The 17143-nt window shown below is 64.6% G+C and carries 17 protein-coding genes and 1 tRNA gene; 10 read left to right on the top strand and 8 right to left on the bottom strand.

The features are described 5' to 3' along the window. Positions 1-49 precede the first annotated feature (49 nt). From FHW58_RS13215 to FHW58_RS13175, 9 genes are all read left to right on the top strand, one after another. A complete protein-coding gene (locus tag FHW58_RS13215) occupies positions 50-433 on the top strand; it encodes a diacylglycerol kinase (RefSeq protein WP_179673612.1) in 384 nt (127 codons plus the stop codon). An 88-nt stretch (positions 434-521) separates the two neighbouring features. Next, on the top strand, positions 522-1526 hold the full coding sequence (locus FHW58_RS13210) for a sulfate ABC transporter substrate-binding protein (protein WP_179673611.1): 1005 nt from the start codon (positions 522-524) through the stop codon (positions 1524-1526). Positions 1527-1531: 5 nt separating this feature from the next. After that, complete coding sequence (locus tag FHW58_RS13205) at positions 1532-2095, top strand: alpha/beta hydrolase (RefSeq protein WP_179673610.1); 564 nt, start codon at positions 1532-1534, stop codon at positions 2093-2095. A gap of 24 nt (positions 2096-2119) precedes the next feature. Further along, positions 2120-2758: a peroxiredoxin gene (locus FHW58_RS13200; RefSeq protein WP_179673609.1), complete on the top strand. Its 639-nt coding sequence runs from the start codon at positions 2120-2122 to the stop codon at positions 2756-2758. A gap of 179 nt (positions 2759-2937) precedes the next feature. Then, a complete protein-coding gene (gene cysT / locus FHW58_RS13195) occupies positions 2938-3813 on the top strand; it encodes a sulfate ABC transporter permease subunit CysT (RefSeq protein WP_373996673.1) in 876 nt (291 codons plus the stop codon). A 1-nt stretch (position 3814) separates the two neighbouring features. Beyond that, a complete protein-coding gene (cysW, locus tag FHW58_RS13190; RefSeq protein ID WP_179673608.1) occupies positions 3815-4705 on the top strand; it encodes a sulfate ABC transporter permease subunit CysW in 891 nt (296 codons plus the stop codon). Between the two features lie 4 nt (positions 4706-4709). Next, the gene (locus tag FHW58_RS13185) at positions 4710-5780 is read left to right on the top strand and encodes a sulfate/molybdate ABC transporter ATP-binding protein (RefSeq protein WP_179673607.1); all 1071 of its coding nucleotides are present in this window, start codon (positions 4710-4712) and stop codon (positions 5778-5780) included. Then, positions 5777-6709 (top strand): CysB family HTH-type transcriptional regulator, encoded by a 933-nt coding sequence (locus FHW58_RS13180; RefSeq protein ID WP_179673606.1) that lies wholly within the window; start codon positions 5777-5779, stop codon positions 6707-6709. Before FHW58_RS13185 ends, FHW58_RS13180 begins: the two co-directional genes overlap by 4 nt. 118 nt (positions 6710-6827) lie before the next feature. Next, positions 6828-8402 (top strand): methyl-accepting chemotaxis protein, encoded by a 1575-nt coding sequence (locus tag FHW58_RS13175; RefSeq protein ID WP_179673605.1) that lies wholly within the window; start codon positions 6828-6830, stop codon positions 8400-8402. Positions 8403-8526: 124 nt separating this feature from the next. Here the strand turns inward: FHW58_RS13175 and FHW58_RS13170 are convergent, their stop codons facing one another. From FHW58_RS13170 to FHW58_RS13145, 6 genes are all read right to left on the bottom strand, one after another. After that, positions 8527-10911, bottom strand: a complete 2385-nt coding sequence (locus FHW58_RS13170) for a TonB-dependent siderophore receptor (protein WP_179673604.1) — start codon at positions 10909-10911, stop codon at positions 8527-8529. A 216-nt stretch (positions 10912-11127) separates the two neighbouring features. Then, positions 11128-12177, bottom strand: coding sequence for an aldo/keto reductase (locus FHW58_RS13165; RefSeq protein ID WP_179673603.1), 1050 nt, complete (start codon positions 12175-12177; stop codon positions 11128-11130). 6 nt (positions 12178-12183) lie between these two features. After that, on the bottom strand, positions 12184-13224 hold the full coding sequence (locus tag FHW58_RS13160) for a quinone-dependent dihydroorotate dehydrogenase (RefSeq protein ID WP_179673602.1): 1041 nt from the start codon (positions 13222-13224) through the stop codon (positions 12184-12186). Between the two features lie 33 nt (positions 13225-13257). Beyond that, positions 13258-13986, bottom strand: a complete 729-nt coding sequence (locus FHW58_RS13155) for an arginyltransferase (protein ID WP_179673601.1) — start codon at positions 13984-13986, stop codon at positions 13258-13260. Next, a complete protein-coding gene (aat, locus tag FHW58_RS13150; RefSeq protein ID WP_179673600.1) occupies positions 13983-14756 on the bottom strand; it encodes a leucyl/phenylalanyl-tRNA--protein transferase in 774 nt (257 codons plus the stop codon). Before aat ends, FHW58_RS13155 begins: the two co-directional genes overlap by 4 nt. Beyond that, positions 14753-15334, bottom strand: a complete 582-nt coding sequence (locus tag FHW58_RS13145) for an NUDIX hydrolase (RefSeq protein WP_179673599.1) — start codon at positions 15332-15334, stop codon at positions 14753-14755. Before FHW58_RS13145 ends, aat begins: the two co-directional genes overlap by 4 nt. Before the next feature lie 162 nt (positions 15335-15496). Here FHW58_RS13145 and FHW58_RS13140 point away from each other — a divergent pair. Beyond that, positions 15497-15573: transfer RNA gene (locus FHW58_RS13140), tRNA-Met, on the top strand. A gap of 21 nt (positions 15574-15594) precedes the next feature. Here FHW58_RS13140 and FHW58_RS13135 read toward each other — a convergent pair. Continuing rightward, complete coding sequence (locus tag FHW58_RS13135; RefSeq protein ID WP_179673598.1) at positions 15595-16062, bottom strand: DUF29 domain-containing protein; 468 nt, start codon at positions 16060-16062, stop codon at positions 15595-15597. Between the two features lie 46 nt (positions 16063-16108). Then, positions 16109-17143, bottom strand: a complete 1035-nt coding sequence (locus tag FHW58_RS13130; RefSeq protein ID WP_179673597.1) for a MerR family transcriptional regulator — start codon at positions 17141-17143, stop codon at positions 16109-16111.

Genomic DNA, 17143 nt, shown 5'->3' with positions numbered 1-17143 from the left:
ATGTGGAAAAAAGTGCATAATAGGACTTTCACATTCACTAACTTCTCCCATGCAGCCGACCAGCGAATTCAAGAGCAAAAGCGGGCTTAAACGCATTTACCAGGCATTTTTATACTCGCTCGATGGCTTCCGCTCGGCGTGGCGCCATGAACACGCTTTCCGCCAGGAAGTCAGCGTGTTCGTGGTCGGCGCCATCGTCGCGCTGCTGTTGCGGGTGTCGGCGTTTGAAAAGCTGGTGCTGATCGGCGTGCTGTTGCTGATCCTGATCGTCGAACTGATTAACTCCTCGATCGAGGCGGTGGTTGACCGCGTGTCGCTGGAACGCCATCCGCTGTCCAAGAACGCCAAGGATTTCGGCAGCGCCGCCGTGCTGCTGACCTGCCTGCTGGCCATTGCCACCTGGGCGGTCGTGTTGTACAACCGCTTCATATGATTTTCCGGTATATAGAACTAAAAAAAGTTTAGTTCCTATTTATAAAGCCGGCCAGTAATCTGGAGTCCTTCACTACCAGGGGAATCCAATGCTGTCCAAAAAAATCATTGCCGCCGCTATTCTTGCCATTTCCGCCGCCGCGCCCGCGCTGGCCGCCGAGATTTCGTTGCTGAACGTGTCGTACGACCCGACCCGCGAGCTGTACCAGGACGTCAACACGGCATTCGCCAAGGAGTGGAAGGCCAAGACCGGCGACGACGTCAAGATCAAGCAGTCGCACGGCGGTTCTGGCAAGCAGGGCCGCGCGGTGATCGATGGTCTGCCGGCCGACGTGGTGTCGCTGGCGCTGGCCTACGACATCGACGCCATCGCCGAGCACAAGCTGCTGTCGCCGGACTGGCAGAAAAAACTGCCGCACAACAGCACCCCGTACACCTCGACCATCGTGTTCCTGGTCCGCAAGGGCAACCCGAAAGGCATCAAGGACTGGGCTGACCTGATCAAGCCGGGCGTGTCGGTCATTACCCCGAATCCGAAAACCTCCGGCGGCGCCCGCTGGAACCACCTGGCCGCCTACGGCTACGCGCTGCGCCTGCCGGGCGGCAGCGAAGCGTCGGCCAAGGACTATCTGACCAAGCTGTACAAGAACGTGCCGGTGCTGGATTCCGGCGCGCGCGGCGCCACCACCACCTTCGTCGAGCGCGGCATCGGCGACGTGCTGATCGCGTGGGAAAACGAAGCGCTGCTGGCGGTCAAGGAACTGGGCCCAAGCAAGTTCGACATCATCGCGCCGTCGGTATCGATCCTGGCCGAGCCGCCGGTGGCGGTGGTCGACAAGGTGGTGGACAAGCGCGGCACGCGCAAGGTGGCGGAGGCGTATCTGAACTTCCTCTACACTGACGAAGCGCAGGACATCATCGCCAAGAACTACTACCGTCCGGCCACCGAGAAGGCGGCCAAGAAATATGCCGGCCAGTTCCCGAAAGTGAAGCTGTTCACGCTGGCCGATGTGGCCGGCGACTGGACCAAGGCGCAGAAGACCCACTTCGCCGATGGCGGCGTGTTCGATCAGATCTATCAACCCAACAAGTAATTGCCATGGCCCGCAGCGTGCTTGCCGAGTTCCGTGTTCTGATCGCGCCTGGTTTGCATAACAGCGGACCGGACCATTGGCAAAGCCGCTGGCAACAGCTGTTCCCCGCGTTCGAGCGGGTGGAACAGGACGACTGGGAGACGCCGGACCTGCCGCGCTGGTCGGCGCGGGTGGACCAGCGGCGCTGGCAGGGCGACGATGGCCGTCCGCTGCTGATCGTCGCCCACAGCTTCGGCGCGCTGGCCAGCGTGCACAGCGTGGCGCGCGATGCCGCTGGCGTGGCGGGCGTGCTGCTGGTGGCGCCGGCCGATCCCGATAAATTCCAGGTGACGGCGCTGCTGCCGCATCAGGCGTTGGCGGTGCCGTCCATCATGGTCGGCAGCACCAATGATCCGTGGATGGCGGCGCCGCGCGCGGCGCTGTGGGCGCAGCGCTGGGGCAGCCGCTTTATCAATGGCGGGCCGCTTGGCCACATCAATGCCGAGTCTGGCCTCGGCGATTGGCCCGAAGGCCTGGACACCTTGTGTTTTCTGGCAAAGCAAGCGCACAATGGTGCGTTGTCCGCATGACCTTTTCTTTTCTGGAGACAAAACATGACTATTCGCCTGGGCGATACCGCGCCCGATTTTGAGCAGGATTCTTCGATCGGCAAACTGAAGTTCCATGAGTGGGCCGGCAATTCGTGGGTGGTGCTGTTCTCGCACCCGGCCGACTTCACGCCGGTCTGCACCACCGAACTCGGCCTGACCGCCAAGCTGAAGCCGGAGTTTGACAAGCGTAACGTGAAGGCGATCGCGCTGTCGGTGGACCCGGCCGAGTCGCATACCGCGTGGATCAAGGATATCGAGGAAACGCAGAAGACGGTGGTGGGCTTCCCCATCATTGCGGACTCGGACCGCAAGGTGTCGACCTTGTATGACATGATCCACCCCGAGGCGTCCGCCACCGCCACCGTGCGTTCGCTGTTTGTCATCGATCCGAACAAGAAGGTGCGGCTGACGATTACTTATCCGATGAGTACCGGCCGCAACTTTGATGAGGTGCTGCGCGTGATTGACGCGCTGCAGCTGACCGATGGGTATACCGTGGCCACGCCGGGCAACTGGAAGGACGGCGATGATGTGATCATTCCGCTGACCGTGCAGGACCCGGAGGTGCTGAAGCAGAAGTATCCGAAGGGATTCACCGCCGAGCGTCCGTATTTGCGCGTTACCCCACAGCCGAACAAGTAAGGCAGACTCCGCCAATGTGGGGTCAGACCCCGTACGGGGTCTGACCCCGCCTGGCTTTGCGGGTTTAACGCCGTATATAGCTGAAACATCTAATCAAATGACAAATGCTTCGTTTGTATTATGAAGCTTAGATGAGAACATGCAGCCCTTATAGAAGGATTTGTAATAAGGGAGCATTCATGTCTGCTGTTCTTACAGCGTCCGCGGCCACGGCATCGGTGGCCAGGCGCGGCGCGCCGTTCCGCGTGATGCCGGGTTTCCGGCTCTCGCTCGGCTTCACCATTTTCTACCTGACGCTGATCGTCCTGATCCCGCTGTCGGCCGTGTTCCTCAAGACCTTCACCCTGACCTGGGAGTCGTTCTGGAGCACCGTGACCTCGGCGCGCGTGCTGGCCTCGTACAAGCTGACGTTCGGCGCCTCGCTGCTGGGCGCCTTCATCAACGTCATCTTCGGCGGCATCGTCGCCTGGGTGCTGGTGCGCTACCAGTTCCCCGGCAAGCGCATCGTCGACGCCCTGGTCGACCTGCCGTTCGCGCTGCCCACCGCCGTGGCCGGCATCACGCTGACCGCGCTGTACTCGGCCAACGGCTGGCTCGGCCAGTACATCGAGGGCCAGTGGGGCATCAAGGTGGCGTTCACGCCGATCGGCGTGGTGATCGCGCTGACCTTCATCGGCCTGCCGTTCGTGGTGCGCACCGTGCAGCCGGTGCTGGAAGACGCCGAACGTGAACTGGAAGAGGCCGCCGCCAGCCTGGGCGCCAACGCCTGGCAGACCTTCTCGCGCGTGGTGTTCCCGACCATCCTGCCGTCGCTGATGACCGGTTTCGCGCTGGCCTTCGCCCGCGCCACCGGCGAATACGGCTCGGTGATTTTCATCGCCGGCAATATGCCGATGGTGTCGGAAATCACGCCGCTGTTCATCATCACCAAGCTGGAGCAGTACGACTACGCCGGCGCCACCGCGATCGCGGTGGTGATGCTGGTGGTGTCCTTCATCCTGCTGTTGGCCATCAACCTGTTGCAAGCCTGGGCTCGCGGAAAGTCGGGGAAATAATATGAGCGGAGCCCCTGTTACGCCGGTCCGCCGTGGCGAACTGCCCTCGTCGCCGGACATCCTGGAACCGCGCTGGGTGCGCTATGTGCTGATCGCCATCGCGCTGATCTTCCTGACGCTGTTCCTGTTCGTGCCGCTGGTGTCGGTGTTCTACGAAGCGCTGAAGAAGGGCTGGGATGCCTACGCCGCCGCCATCGTCGAGGACGACGCCATCGCCGCCATCAAGCTGACGCTGATCACCGCCGCCATCGCCGTGCCGTTGAACCTGGTGTTCGGCGTGGCGGCCTCGTGGTGCATCGCCAAGTTCGAGTTCCGCGGCAAGAGCCTGCTGCTGACGCTGATCGACCTGCCGTTCTCGGTGTCGCCGGTGATCTCCGGCCTGATCTACGTGCTGCTGTTCGGCGCGCAGGGCTACTTCGGCCCGTGGCTGATGGACCATGACATCAAGATCCTGTTCGCGGTGCCGGGCATCGTGCTGGCCACCATCTTCGTCACCTTCCCGTTCGTGGCGCGCGAACTGATCCCGCTGATGCAGGCCCAGGGCAGCGAGGAGGAAGAGGCCGCCATCGTGCTGGGCGCCTCCGGCTGGGACACTTTCCGCCGCGTGACGCTGCCCAACATCAAGTGGGGCCTGCTGTACGGCGTCATCCTGTGTAACGCCCGCGCCATGGGCGAGTTCGGCGCGGTGTCGGTGGTGTCCGGCCACATCCGTGGAGAAACCAACACCATGCCGCTGCAGGTCGAGATTCTGTACAACGAATACAACTTTGCCGCCGCCTTTGCCGTGGCGTCGCTGCTGGCGCTGCTGGCCCTGGTGACGCTGGTCGTGAAAACCTTGATCGCCTGGCGCCTGAACGAATCCGTCGCCGACGACGCCCGCAACTCGGAGTAATACCATGACGATCCAAGTTAAGAACATCAACAAGCGCTTCGGCGATTTCGTCGCGCTCAACAACATCTCGCTGGATTTCCCGCAGGGCGAGCTGACCGCGCTGCTGGGCCCGTCGGGCTGCGGCAAAACCACGCTGCTGCGCTGCATCGCCGGCCTCGAACATCCGGACTCGGGCCAGGTACTGCTGGACGGCCACGATGCCTCCGAGCGCCACGTGCGCGAGCGCCAGGTCGGCTTCGTGTTCCAGCACTACGCGCTGTTCAAGCACATGACGGTGTTTGAAAACGTCGCCTTCGGCCTGCGCGTCAAGCCGCGCGGCGAGCGACCGTCGGAAGACCAGATCCGCCGCAAGGTCAAGGAGCTGCTGGAACTGGTGCAGCTGGACTGGCTGGCGGATCGCTACCCGCCGCAGTTGTCGGGCGGCCAGCGGCAGCGCATTGCGCTGGCGCGGGCGCTGGCGGTGGAGCCGCGCGTGCTGCTGCTGGACGAGCCGTTCGGCGCGCTGGACGCCAAGGTGCGCAAGGAGCTGCGCCGCTGGCTGCGCCGCCTGCACGACGAGCTGCACGTGACCTCGATCTTCGTCACCCACGACCAGGAAGAGGCGCTGGAAGTGGCCGACCAGGTGGTGCTGATGAACAAGGGTAACGTCGAGCAGATCGGTGCGCCGGACGAGGTGTACAACCACCCGGCCTCGCCGTTCGTCTACGGCTTCCTCGGCAACGTCAACGTGTTCCACGGCCGCGTGCAGGATGGCGTGCTGGCCAGCGGCGACGCCAGCTTCAACGTGCCAGGCGAATCGGCGGCGGCCGGCAAGGGCACGGCCTATGTGCGTCCGCACGAGCTGGACGTGGAGCGCTACACGCCGGGCGCCGAGGGCATCGTCGTCAGGCTGCGCCGCGCGCACGCGATCGGCCCGCTGGCCCAGCTCGACCTGGAGCGCGGCGACAACGCCGAGCTGATCGAGGCGGTGATTCCAAATGAACGCTTCAGCTCGCTCGGGCTGAAGGAAGGTGAAACCTTGGTCGTCCGGCCGAAACGCCTGCGCGTGTTCGTGGACGAAGGAGCTTCCATATGAATTTTCAACAGCTGCGGTCGATCCGCGAAGCAGCCCGCCGTGGCTACAACCTGACCGAAGTGGCCAATGCCCTGTTCACCTCGCAGCCTGGCGTGTCGCGCCAGATCCGCGAACTGGAGGATGAACTGGGCGTCGTGATTTTCGAGCGCAACGGCAAGCGCCTGACCGGCATGACCGAGCCGGGCAAAGGCATCCTGAAAATCATCGACCGCCTGCTGATCGAGGCCGAGAACCTGCAACAGGCCAGCCTGGAATACACCGGCCAGCAAAGCGGCACGCTGAGCGTGGCGGCCACCCACACGCAGGCGCGCTACGCGCTGCCGAAAGTGGTGCAGAGCTTCCGCGCCGCCTATCCGGACGTGCGCATCGCCCTGCAGCAGAGCGCGCCCGAGCACATCGCCGAATGGATTTTGTCGGGCAAGACCGACATCGGCATCGCCACCGAGGGCTTGTCGGCGTTTCCCGACCTGGTGTCGTTCCCGTGCTACCGCTGGAGCCATTTGATCGTGGTGCCGGACGGCCATCCGCTGCTGTCGCGTTCGCCGATCCGGCTGGAAGACCTGGCCGAGTTCCCGCTGATTACCTATGACGTCGGCTTTACCGGCCGCGGCCATATCGACGCGGCCTTCGCCCAGGCCGGCGTCAAGCCGGACATCGTGCTGACCGCGATGGATTCGGACGTCATCAAGCAATACGTGTCGCTGGGCCTGGGCGTGGGCATCGTCGCCTCGATGGCCTTCGACCATGGCCGCGACAAGGGCATGCGCGCGGTGGAGGCGTCGCACCTGTTCGCGCAGAACACCACGCGGCTGGCGGTGCGCAAGGGCGCCTACCTGCGCTCGTACGCCTACCACTTCATCCAGCAGTTCGCGCCGGACCTGAGCCGCGCCGACATCGACGCCGCCCTCAACGGCGGAGAAGTGTCCTGAGCGCCTGCCGCCGCCACCTCCGGTGTGGCGGCGGCAAAACAGTCGTTCAAATTTTCTAATTTCCGTGCCGAAATGACCATATACTGAATTCCTGCCACCAACTTGCGGGGAGCGCCTCATGGGGTTCGGTAATTGGAAAATCGGCTACCGCCTGGCGGCCGGACTGGGTCTGGCCATCGTCTTCATGATCGGCATCGCCATCGAGGGCATCGGCAGCCTGGCCAAGCTCAACAACAACACGCGGGACCTGGCGACCGACAAGGTACCCAAGGTGATCCTGGCTTACGAAACGATAGGCGGTCTCAACGACGTGGCGCGCGCCATGCGCAACGCCATGCTGTCGACCGACCCGGCGGTGGTCAAGGCCGAGCTGGAGCGGGTCGAGAAGCGCCGCGTGGAGAACGCCGAGCGGCTGGGCAAGCTGGGCGCGCTGATCGCCGACGATGAGGATCCGCAAAGCAAGGCCAGGCTGCAGGCCGTGCTGGAAGCGCGTGAAAAATACAGCGTGGTGCAGAGCGCCTTCCTGAAGATGTCGGCCGACGAGAGCCGGCGCGACGAGTCGGTCAAATACCTGTTGACCACGGTGCGCAAGGAGCAGACCGCCTACCTGAACGCACTGACCGAGATGGTCAAGTACCAGACCGCCGCCATTGACGACACCAGCGCGGTGGCGGAGCAGTCCTATTCCACGTCGCGCACCACCATGATTGTGCTGACCGTGGCGGCGGCCGCGCTGGCGGCGTGGGTGCTGTACGGGATCACGCGCAGCATTACGCAACCGTTGAACCGCGCGGTCGGCCTGGCGCAGGCGGTGGCCGGCGGCGACCTGACCATGCGCATGGAAGTGCATTCCAACGACGAAACCGGCCAGCTGCTGCGGGCGCTGATCGACATGAACGCGGCACTGGCGCGCACGGTCGGGCAGGTGCGGTCGGGCACGGATACGATCACCATGGCGTCGAATGAAATCGCCAACGGCAATATGGATTTGTCGTCGCGCACCGAGCAGCAGGCCTCCAGCCTGGAGGAGACGGCGTCGTCGATGGAGGAGCTGACCTCGACCGTGTCGCAGAACGCCGAGCACGCGCGGCAGGCGACCCGGCTGGTGGTGGCCGCCACCGATCAGGCCACCAAGGGCGGGCAGGTGGTGGACGAGGTGGTGTCGACCATGGGGGCGATCAAGGAGAGTTCCAACAAGATCGTCGACATCATCAGCGTGATCGACGGGATCGCGTTCCAGACCAACATCCTGGCGTTGAACGCGGCGGTGGAGGCGGCGCGCGCGGGCGAGCAGGGCAGGGGCTTTGCCGTGGTGGCGTCGGAGGTGCGGACGCTGGCGCAGCGTTCGGCGTCAGCGGCCAAGGAGATCAAGGAGTTGATCGGGCGTTCGGTGCAGACGGTGGACGCGGGGTCGGCGCTGGTCAATCAGGCGGGCAGCACCATGCAGAGCATTGTGCAGTCGGTGCGGCAGGTGGCGGAGATCATGCAGCAGATCAGCGCCGCCAGCAGCGAGCAGAGCAACGGGATCGAGCAGGTCAACCAGGCGATCGTGTCGATTGATGATGTGACGCAGCAGAATGCCGCGCTGGTGGAGCAGGCCGCGGCCGCCGCGCAAAGCATGCGTGACCAGGCGGACTTGCTGGCGCGGGCGGTCAGCGTGTTCAAGCTGTCAAACCAGCTGGCCGTTGCGTGAGCCGCGCGGTCAACCCCTGAGGGAGGGGTCAGACCCCGTACGGGGTCTGACCCCGGCCTGCCGCCGTGCGGGGTGAAAGCGAGCCGAATCACTACGCTACGAAAGGCGCAAGCCTACCCCGTGTTTACCACGCGTAGCTGGCCTTGGCGTAGTAGTAGCGCCCGTTGAAGCCGTTCGGCGCCCAGCCGCTGTAGGGGTAGATGCCGTTGGTGTTGAGATTGCCCGCCGACGTCACCTGGTCCGGGTAGCGGTTGGTGGCATTGTCCACGCCGGCCGTCAGGCGCCAGTTCTTGCCCAGCCGGACGTTGCCCGACACATCCAACGTCCACTGCTGGGCATACGTCTGGTCCAGCGCCGCGTTGTTTTGCGGCACCGTGAAGTGGCCGTAGCGCGTGACCACCGCGCGCAGGCCCCAATTGTTGACCGACCAGTCGGTGGTCAGGCTCAGCTTGTCCTTCGGCGATCCCACGGTCAGGCGGTTGACGGTCTGGCGGTCGATCAGCGTCAGGCCGTTGGCGGTCAGGATGGCCGGATTGGCTTTCACGCCTTCCACGTCCGTCTTGTTGTGGTTGTAGGCGCCGGTGAAGTCGAAACGGCCGTAGGCGCGCGTGTCCCAGCGGTAGGTGCTCAGCACGTCCACGCCGGTGGTGCGGGTGTCGATGGCATTGGTGAAGTAGCGGCCGGCGCCGACCAGGATGCCTTGCGCGGCCAGCGCGTTGCGCAACGTCTGGTTCAAGGTCATGTTGGCCGACAGCGCGATGCGGTCGTCGATGTTGATGCGGTAGGCGTCCACCGTGGTGGTCCAGTTGCGGCTCGGCTGCGCCACCAGGCCGAGGCTGTAGTTGCGGGCCTTCTCGGCCTTCAACGGCGTCGCGCCCAGCGCCGTGGCGGCCGCGCTGCCGACTGCGAAGGTGCCGGTTTCAATCGGCGTGTTGATGCCGTTCACCACCGAGAAGTTGGTGGTGGTGATGGTGTAGAACTGCTGCGCCAGCGACGGCGCGCGGAAGCCCGACGAGGCCGTTGCGCGCAGCGACAGCGCATCGTTGAACGCATAACGCGCCGAGCCCTTGGCCGAGGTGGTGTTGCCGAAATCGCTGTAGCGCTCGTGGCGCAGCGCGCCCGAGGCCGAGAACTGCTTGGTGATTTCCGCCTCGACGTTGGCGTACACCGACTTGTTGTTGCGGCTGTTGCTGCCGGCGTTGACCGGACGGAAGCCGGAGAAGCCCTGGGCGCCGGTGCCGCTGTACGAGGCCGCATCGCCGGCGCCGATCTCATAAGTCTCCTTGCGGTACTCGGTGCCCAGGGCCAGCGTGACCGGGCCGCTGAAGGCGTCCACCGGGAAGTCCTTGGCGATGTCGAAGTTGACCAGCGTCTGGGAATTCTTCAGGCGGCCGGCGTAGAAGTGGGTCGGGCTGTTGGCGCCCAGGTCCTGGTTGACGGTGTTGTCCAGGTTGAGCTTGAACTCGTTCTCGCCGTAGTTCAGGCTGAGGTCCCAGCGCCAGCCGGTGGCCTCGCCGCGCACGCCGGTCACCAGCGAGGTGTCGGTCGAGCGGCTGTTCTCCAGCGGCAGGAAGCCCTGCGGGAACAGCGGCGAACGCAGCGCGGTGCCGTTGTAGGCGGTGCGCCAGGTGGCGGCCGCCGAGGTGTCGCGCTGGCCGTAGTTGGCGAAGGCGTACCAGTCGATATCGTCGTTGACGCGGTACTGGCTGTTGAGGAACAGCGCGGCCGGCTTGGTTTTCGGATCGCCGAAGCGCTGCGTCACCTTGCCGTACAGCGGTTCGGCCGGATTGCGGAAGTCGGCGCCGGCGCGGTTGGTCGGATCACGGTCGGCCGCGTCCACCGCCAGGCGTACCCAGCCGTCCTCACCGAGCGGCAGGCCGGCCGAGGCGCGCAGCGAGCGCTGCTGGCCGTCATGCTTCTGGTATTCGCCGAAACCGGCTTCAACCTCGCCGCCGCTGGCGCCTTTTTTCAGGATGATGTTGATGACGCCGGCGATCGCGTCGGAGCCATACTGGGCGGCGGCGCCATCGCGCAGCACCTCGATGTGGTCGATGGCCGACAGCGGAATCGCGTTCAGGTCCACCGGTGCCGAGCCGCGGCCCTGGGTACCGTTGACGTTGACCACCGCCGAGGCATGGCGGCGCTTGCCATTGACCAGCACCAGCACCTGGTCCGGCGACAGGCCGCGCAGCTGGGCCGGACGGACGGCGTCGGAGGCGTCGGCGCCGGACGGGCGCGGGAAATTCAGCGACGGCAGCACGCGGCCCAGCACGGTGGCCAGTTCGGTCGAGCCGCTGGCCTGCAGTTCGCGCGCGCCGATGATGTCGATCGGCGATTCCGAATCGACGGTGCGGCGGTTCTTGGCATAGGTACCGGTGACCACCACCGACTGCAGTTCGCCGTCGGTCACGCCGCCGTCCTGCGCCTCCACGTGCAGCGTGGTCACCATCAGGCCGCCCATCAGCAGGGCGCGGGGCAGCGGGGCGAGAGCGAAGCGGCGATTCAGCATGGTGACTTTCTTTCTATGAGTGACATGAATACTGAAATCTTATATGCAGCCCCCCGCCGCGCACACTAATCGTTAGCAATTAAGATATGTGAAATTGGAATAATGTTGTAACGGCACCCAACTCCGGGGTCAGGTCCTCCATTTCTACACGAGCTGTGCCGTAGGCGACGCCTACGGCACAGCTCGTGTAGAAATGGAGGACCTGACCCCGGAGGGTTATTGGCCGGGGTTGGTGATGGTGGCGTGGATCTGGTCGACTCGCTTGATCAGGTCGGGCGGCAGCGCCAGGCCGTAGGTGTCGATGTTGGCTTGTAGCTGGGCCAGGTTGGTGGCGCCGATGATGGTCGAGGCCACGAACCAGCGCGTGTAGCACCACGCCAGCGCCAGTTGCGCCGGCGTCAGGCCGTGCGCGCGCGCCAGCTGTGCATATTGGCGCGCTGCCTCCACCGTCGCCGGCCGGCTGTAGCGCGGACTCCAGCTCGGCGGGTAGAGCGTCAGCCGGCCATGCGCGGCGGCATCGTCGAGGTATTTGCCGGTCAACTGGCCGAATGCCAGCGGACTGTAGGCCAGCAGGCTGACGTTCTCGCGGTAGCAGGTTTCGTCCAGCAGGCTGGTTTCGAAATGTCGCGCCGTCAGGTTGTACAGGTTCTGAATGGTGGCGATGCGCGGCAGGCCCTTCATCTCGGATTGCTTGATGAATTCGCTCACGCCCCAGCTCGATTCGTTGGACACGCCCACCGCGCCGATCTTGCCCGCCTTGAGCAGATCGTCCAGCGCAGCCAGCGTTTCCTCCACCGGCACGCTGGCGCGCTCCTTCTTCGGCAAAAATACGTTGTTGCCGAACACCGGCACATTCCGGCTCGGCCAGTGCAATTGGTATAAATCGATCTGCTCGATGCCCAGCCGCTGCAGGCTGGCGTCCACCGCCGCCTTCAGGTTGGCGGCGTCGTGGTTGCGGGCGCGGCCGCCGCGCAGCCAGTTCAGCGTGGCGTTCGGCCCGGCGGCCTTGGTGGCGATCACCACCTGGTCGCGCCGGCCGCTTTTCTTCAGCCAGCTGCCCAGATAGCGCTCGCTGGCGCCCTGCGTCTCGGCGCGCGAGGGCGACGGGTACATCTCCGCCGTGTCGATGAAGTTGATGCCGCGCTCGACCGCGTAGTCGAGCTGGCTGTGGGCGTCGGCCTCGGTGGTCTGCTCGCCCCAGGTCATGGTGCCGAGGCAGACGCGCGACACCTGCAGATGGCTGGCGCCGAGGCGGACCTTGTCCATGCCGGCTTAGCGTCCGCGCACGGCGTCGGCGCAATCCTTGATCAGCGCCGGGCCGGCGTAGATCAGGCCGCTGTACAGCTGCACCAGCTGGGCGCCGCAGTCCATCTTCACGCGCGCGTCCGCGCCCTGCATGATGCCGCCGACGCCGATGATGGGCAGCGCGTCGCCCAGCTCGGCCTTGAGCAGGCGGATCACGGTGTTGGAGAACTGGAATACCGGCGCGCCCGACAGCCCGCCGGCCTCGGCGCCATGCAGCATGCCGGTCACGGCGTCGCGGTTGAGGGTGGTGTTGGTGGCGATCACGCCGTCGATCTGGTGGCGCAGCAGCGCATCGGCGATGTTCTTGACCTGGTCGCCGTCCATGTCCGGCGCGATCTTCAGCGCCAGCGGCACGTAGCGCTTGTGCTGGTCGGCCAGGCGCAGTTGCGCGGTCTTCAGCGTGCTCAGCAGGCCATCCAGCTCGGAGCCGCCCTGCAACTGGCGCAGGTTCTTGGTGTTGGGCGACGAGATGTTGACAGTGACGTAGCTGGCGTAGGGATAGACCTTCTCCAGGCAGTGCAGGTAGTCGTCGGTGGCGTTTTCGATCGGCGTGGCGGCGTTCTTGCCGATGTTCAGGCCCAGCGCGCCCTCCTTGTTCTGGTAGAAGCGCGAGGCCTGCACATTGGCCACGAAGGCGTCGACGCCGCCGTTGTTGAAGCCCATGCGGTTGATGATGGCGTGCGCTTCCGGCAGGCGGAACATGCGCGGCTTGGGATTGCCGGGCTGCGCGCGCGGCGTCACGGTGCCGACTTCGATCGAGCCGAAGCCGAGGTCGGCCAGCGCGTCGATGTAGGCGCCGTCCTTGTCCAGGCCGGCGGCCAGGCCGACCGGGTTCTTGAAGGTGATGCCCATGACGGTGCGCGGATCGGCCTTGGGCTGCGACACCAGCCTCGTCAGGCCGAGCGCGGCGGCGCGTTTCAGGGCGGGCAGGGTGAAGTGGTGGGCGTCTTCGGCGTCCATCGAGAACAGCATTGGACGGGCCAGGGAATACAGGAATTTGTTGGACATGGGCGGCTCTGGTTGTAATTCGCCCGTATTTTATCAGGCGTCCAGCACGCTCCACACGCCTTTGATCCGCGCTTCCAGCGGCTTGAAGTTGGTTTTATAGGACATTTTCGGGCTTTCCTTGATCCAGTAGCCGAGGTAGACGTACGGCAGTTTCAGCTCGCGCGCCTGCTCGATCTGCCACAGCACGTTGAAGGTACCGTAGGACGCGCCCTCGATGTCCGGATCGAAGAAGGTGTACACCGACGACAGGCCGTCCGACAGCACGTCGATGATGCTGACCATGCGCAGCGTGCCGCCCGGTTCGCGGAATTCCACCAGCCGCGTGTTGACCCGGCTTTGCAGCAGGAACTGCGCGTACTGGTCGCGGCTGTCCTGGTCCATGCCGCCGCCGGCGTGACGGCGGCTCTGGTAGCGCAGGTACAGCTCGTAATGCTCGTCGGAGAAGGACAGCGTGGCGACGCCGGCGATCAGGTCGCCATGTCGGCTCCATGCGCGGCGCTGGGTGCGGTTGGGGCGGAAGTCATCGGTCACCACGCGCACCGGGATGCAGGCCTGGCAGCCATCGCAATATGGACGATAAGTAAAGATGCCGCTGCGGCGGAAGCCGTTCTTCACCAGTTCCGAGTAGACGTCCGCGTTGATCAGGTGTGACGGCGTGGCCACCTGCGAGCGCGCCTGGCGCGCGTCGAGGTAGCTGCAAGGGTAGGGTGCCGTCGTGTAAAACTGCAGCGTGGCGAAAGGCAGGTCGTTCAGGTGCGTCATGCACGTCCCATCGGTGCGGTGGTGGAGTCTATGGTTAGCTTAACACTGTCCGGGCCCAGAGGTGCAATGGGTTCCCAATCAGTGATCTGCGGCAAGTCGATATTGTTGCGCAGATGCGCCAGGAATTGCGACCGGGGCATCGGCGACGCGCCCAGCGAGGCCAGGTGGCCGGTTTCCTGTTGACAATCGATCATGCCGACGCCGTGTGCGCGCAGGAAACGTACCAGGTAGGCCAGCGCGATCTTGGAGGCATCGGTGACGCGCGCGAACATCGATTCGCCATAAAACATGCGGCCCAGGCAGACGCCGTAGGCGCCGCCGACCAGCGCGCCATCGAGCCAGACCTCGGCCGAGTGCGCGTGGCCCAGGCGGTGCAGGCCGCCGTAGCCGGCGATGATGTCGTCCGAGATCCAGGTGCCGCCGCCGTCGCGGCGCGGGGCGGCGCAGTTGCGCATCACCTGCTCGAAGGCGCTGTCGAAGCGCACCTGCCAGCGGCCGCCTTCCTGGCGGCTGCGTTCGACCTTGCGCAGCGTTTTCTTGAGGGAATCGCTGATGCGGAACTGGTCGGTTCGCAGCACCATGCGCGGATCGGTGCTCCACCACAGGATAGGCTGCCCCTCCGAGAACCACGGAAAGATGCCCTGGCGGTAGGCCATCAGCAGGCGTTGCGGCGACAGGTCGGCGCCGGCGGCCAGCAGGCCGGGCGCTTCCGTCGTCAGGGCTTCGGAAACGTCAGGGAAGGGGGTGTCGGTGTTCAGCCAGGGGATCACGTTGGCTCGTCGTCGGCGCGCATGGCGCGCGTGATATCTTGCGTGTGCACGCCGTAGCTGCCGCCCTCGCGGAGCTTGACGCGGTCGGCGAAGAACAGTTCCAGCGTGGTGCGGATGGTCGGGAAGGCCAGGTCGTTCCACGGAATCTCCTGTTCCGTGAACAGCCGCACGTCCAGGCTTTCCTCGCCGGGCGCGAAGTCGAGGTCCAGCAGCTCGGCCAGGTAGAACATGTGCACCTGGTGGACGCGCGCCACGTTGAGCAGGCTGAACAGATTGCCAAGCTTGATATTGGCGCCCGCTTCCTCCTGCGTTTCACGGATGGCGGCCTCGCCGGTGGTTTCATTGTTTTCCATGAAGCCGGCCGGCAGCGTCCAGTAGCCGTAGCGCGGCTCGATGGCGCGCTTGCACAGCAGCACCTTCAGCTCGCCGTCGCGCTCCCACACCGGAATCGAGCCCAGCACCATTTTCGGATTCTGGTAATGGATGGTGCCGCAGTTGCCGCAGACATAGCGGGGACGGTTGTCGCCGGCCGGGATGCTGAGGCTGACGGGGGAAGCGCATTCGGAACAGAATTTCATAAACAAGGAGTCAGGTCGGTTTTAAGCGTACTTTACACCGATTGCCGGCGCTACGGCATGCCGCCGCCAGCCGGAACTCAGCATTTATTCGATCTATCGTGAAGGAAGTGGGGATTAATATTGCCTAAGCGCGCGATCTGCCGTATAATACTGCCTATCAGACGCGGGGTGGAGCAGTCTGGCAGCTCGTCGGGCTCATAACCCGAAGGTCACAGGTTCAAATCCTGTCCCCGCAACCAAATTCTAAGCCGTTGATGCCGTCAGGGATCAGCGGCTTTTTTACTTGGCGCGGGAAAATAGTTTTCGTCCAGGATTTGATCCAGCGTGTAAGGCAGCTGGTTCGGGAATGTTGAGGCTGGCAGGTAGGTTTCCAGGGCCGCGTCGCGGACGGCCTTGGGATACGCGCGGGCGGCGTAGTCGTCCAGCAAACGGCGCAGGCTGGGTATCTCCTCCAGCACGACGTCGATCTGGCGGCGCTGCGTGGCGATCGTCTGGCGCCAGCTGTTGCCGATGCGCGTGGGCTGAAATTGATACTGCAACAGGTGGTGCAGGAGCCGACGCAGGCGGGTCGCCACCTCGCGCTTGTCTTTTCGCACTTGATATCCCAGTTCCGAAATGATGTTCTCCACATCCAGCTGGTCGAATTGGCCGGCGCGCAGCAGGGCGATCTGGCGTTCGGTCCAGATCAGGGCGTCGGTTTCGTAGAGGTGGTTGAGATGATCGTCCATAAGACACCATCGTAGAACGGGGTGTGGGCTGACACTGTATGCCCGATCAAGCGCGCGTGCAAGCGGCCAGGGCTTGGCGGATCCAGGCGATGGTGTCCTGGCTGACCCACGTGCCTTTCAACAGTTCCGGCTCGACTTCGTGGGCGTGGCGGATCTTGTCCTGCGTCGCCGGGTTGCTGCCGGCGCGGGCGTGGAACAGGCGCATCCATTCTTGCGCCAAGGCCTGCGAGGCCGGGTCTTCCGGCGCCACGCCTTGCTCCATCTGCTGGTGGACCTTGATGAACAGCAGGATCCACTCGTCCGTGTGCTTGCGGCTGTTGGCGCGCAAGTAGCGCATCTCGTCCTCGTCCAGATACTTCGCATACAGCGCCATCTTGCGGGCATTGAAGGCGGCGCCGATGTAATGGCGCATCTCCTCGGTCACCGGCGAGCGGCGGCCTTCCGATTGTTCCTGCTGCAGCATCAGCGTCATGCGGTGCGCGAAGGCGGGATTGGTGGCGGTGTCGTGTTCCAGCGTTTCCATCCAGCGCTGCGACAGGGCGCTGGCTTGCTCGCTGTCCGGCGACACGCCGCGCGCCATCAGCGACGTCAGCTCGTTCACCATTGCGCGCCAGTTGGCGTTGCGGCGCGCGCTCTGCTGCCAGAACGGCAGGCGGCGCAGCTCTTCCGGCGTAAAGTATTGCTCGTACAGTTTCATGTGCTCCAGCGCGCCGAGCCAGTCCTCCAGTGCCGGCGCGGCATCGCTTGGCATTTGCCGCTGCAGCAGGCTGAGTCGCTCGCGCAGTGCGCTGGCCTGTTTGATCTGCTGGTCCAGCGCGGCAATCTGCTGGGCGACGATGTCGGCGAACTGCGCGTCCGGGCTGGCGAGGAAGGTGCCGATGTCCGCCAGCGACATGCCGAACTTGCGCAGTGCCTGGATCTTGTGCAGCCGTTCGACGTCGTCGCGGTTGTAGAGACGGTAGCCGGAATCGGCCCGCGCCGAGGGCTTCAGCAGGCCGATGTCGTCGTAGTGGTGCAGCGCACGCACGGTGAGGCCGGAGCGCGTCGCCAGTTCGCCGATTTTCAGTACGGTGTTCTCCAT

Source organism: Duganella sp. 1224, assembly GCF_013408245.1.
In the GTDB taxonomy this organism is placed as follows: domain Bacteria; phylum Pseudomonadota; class Gammaproteobacteria; order Burkholderiales; family Burkholderiaceae_D; genus Rugamonas.
Note: the sequence above shows the minus strand (reverse complement) of the source record. Positions and strands in the feature narration are given on the sequence as shown.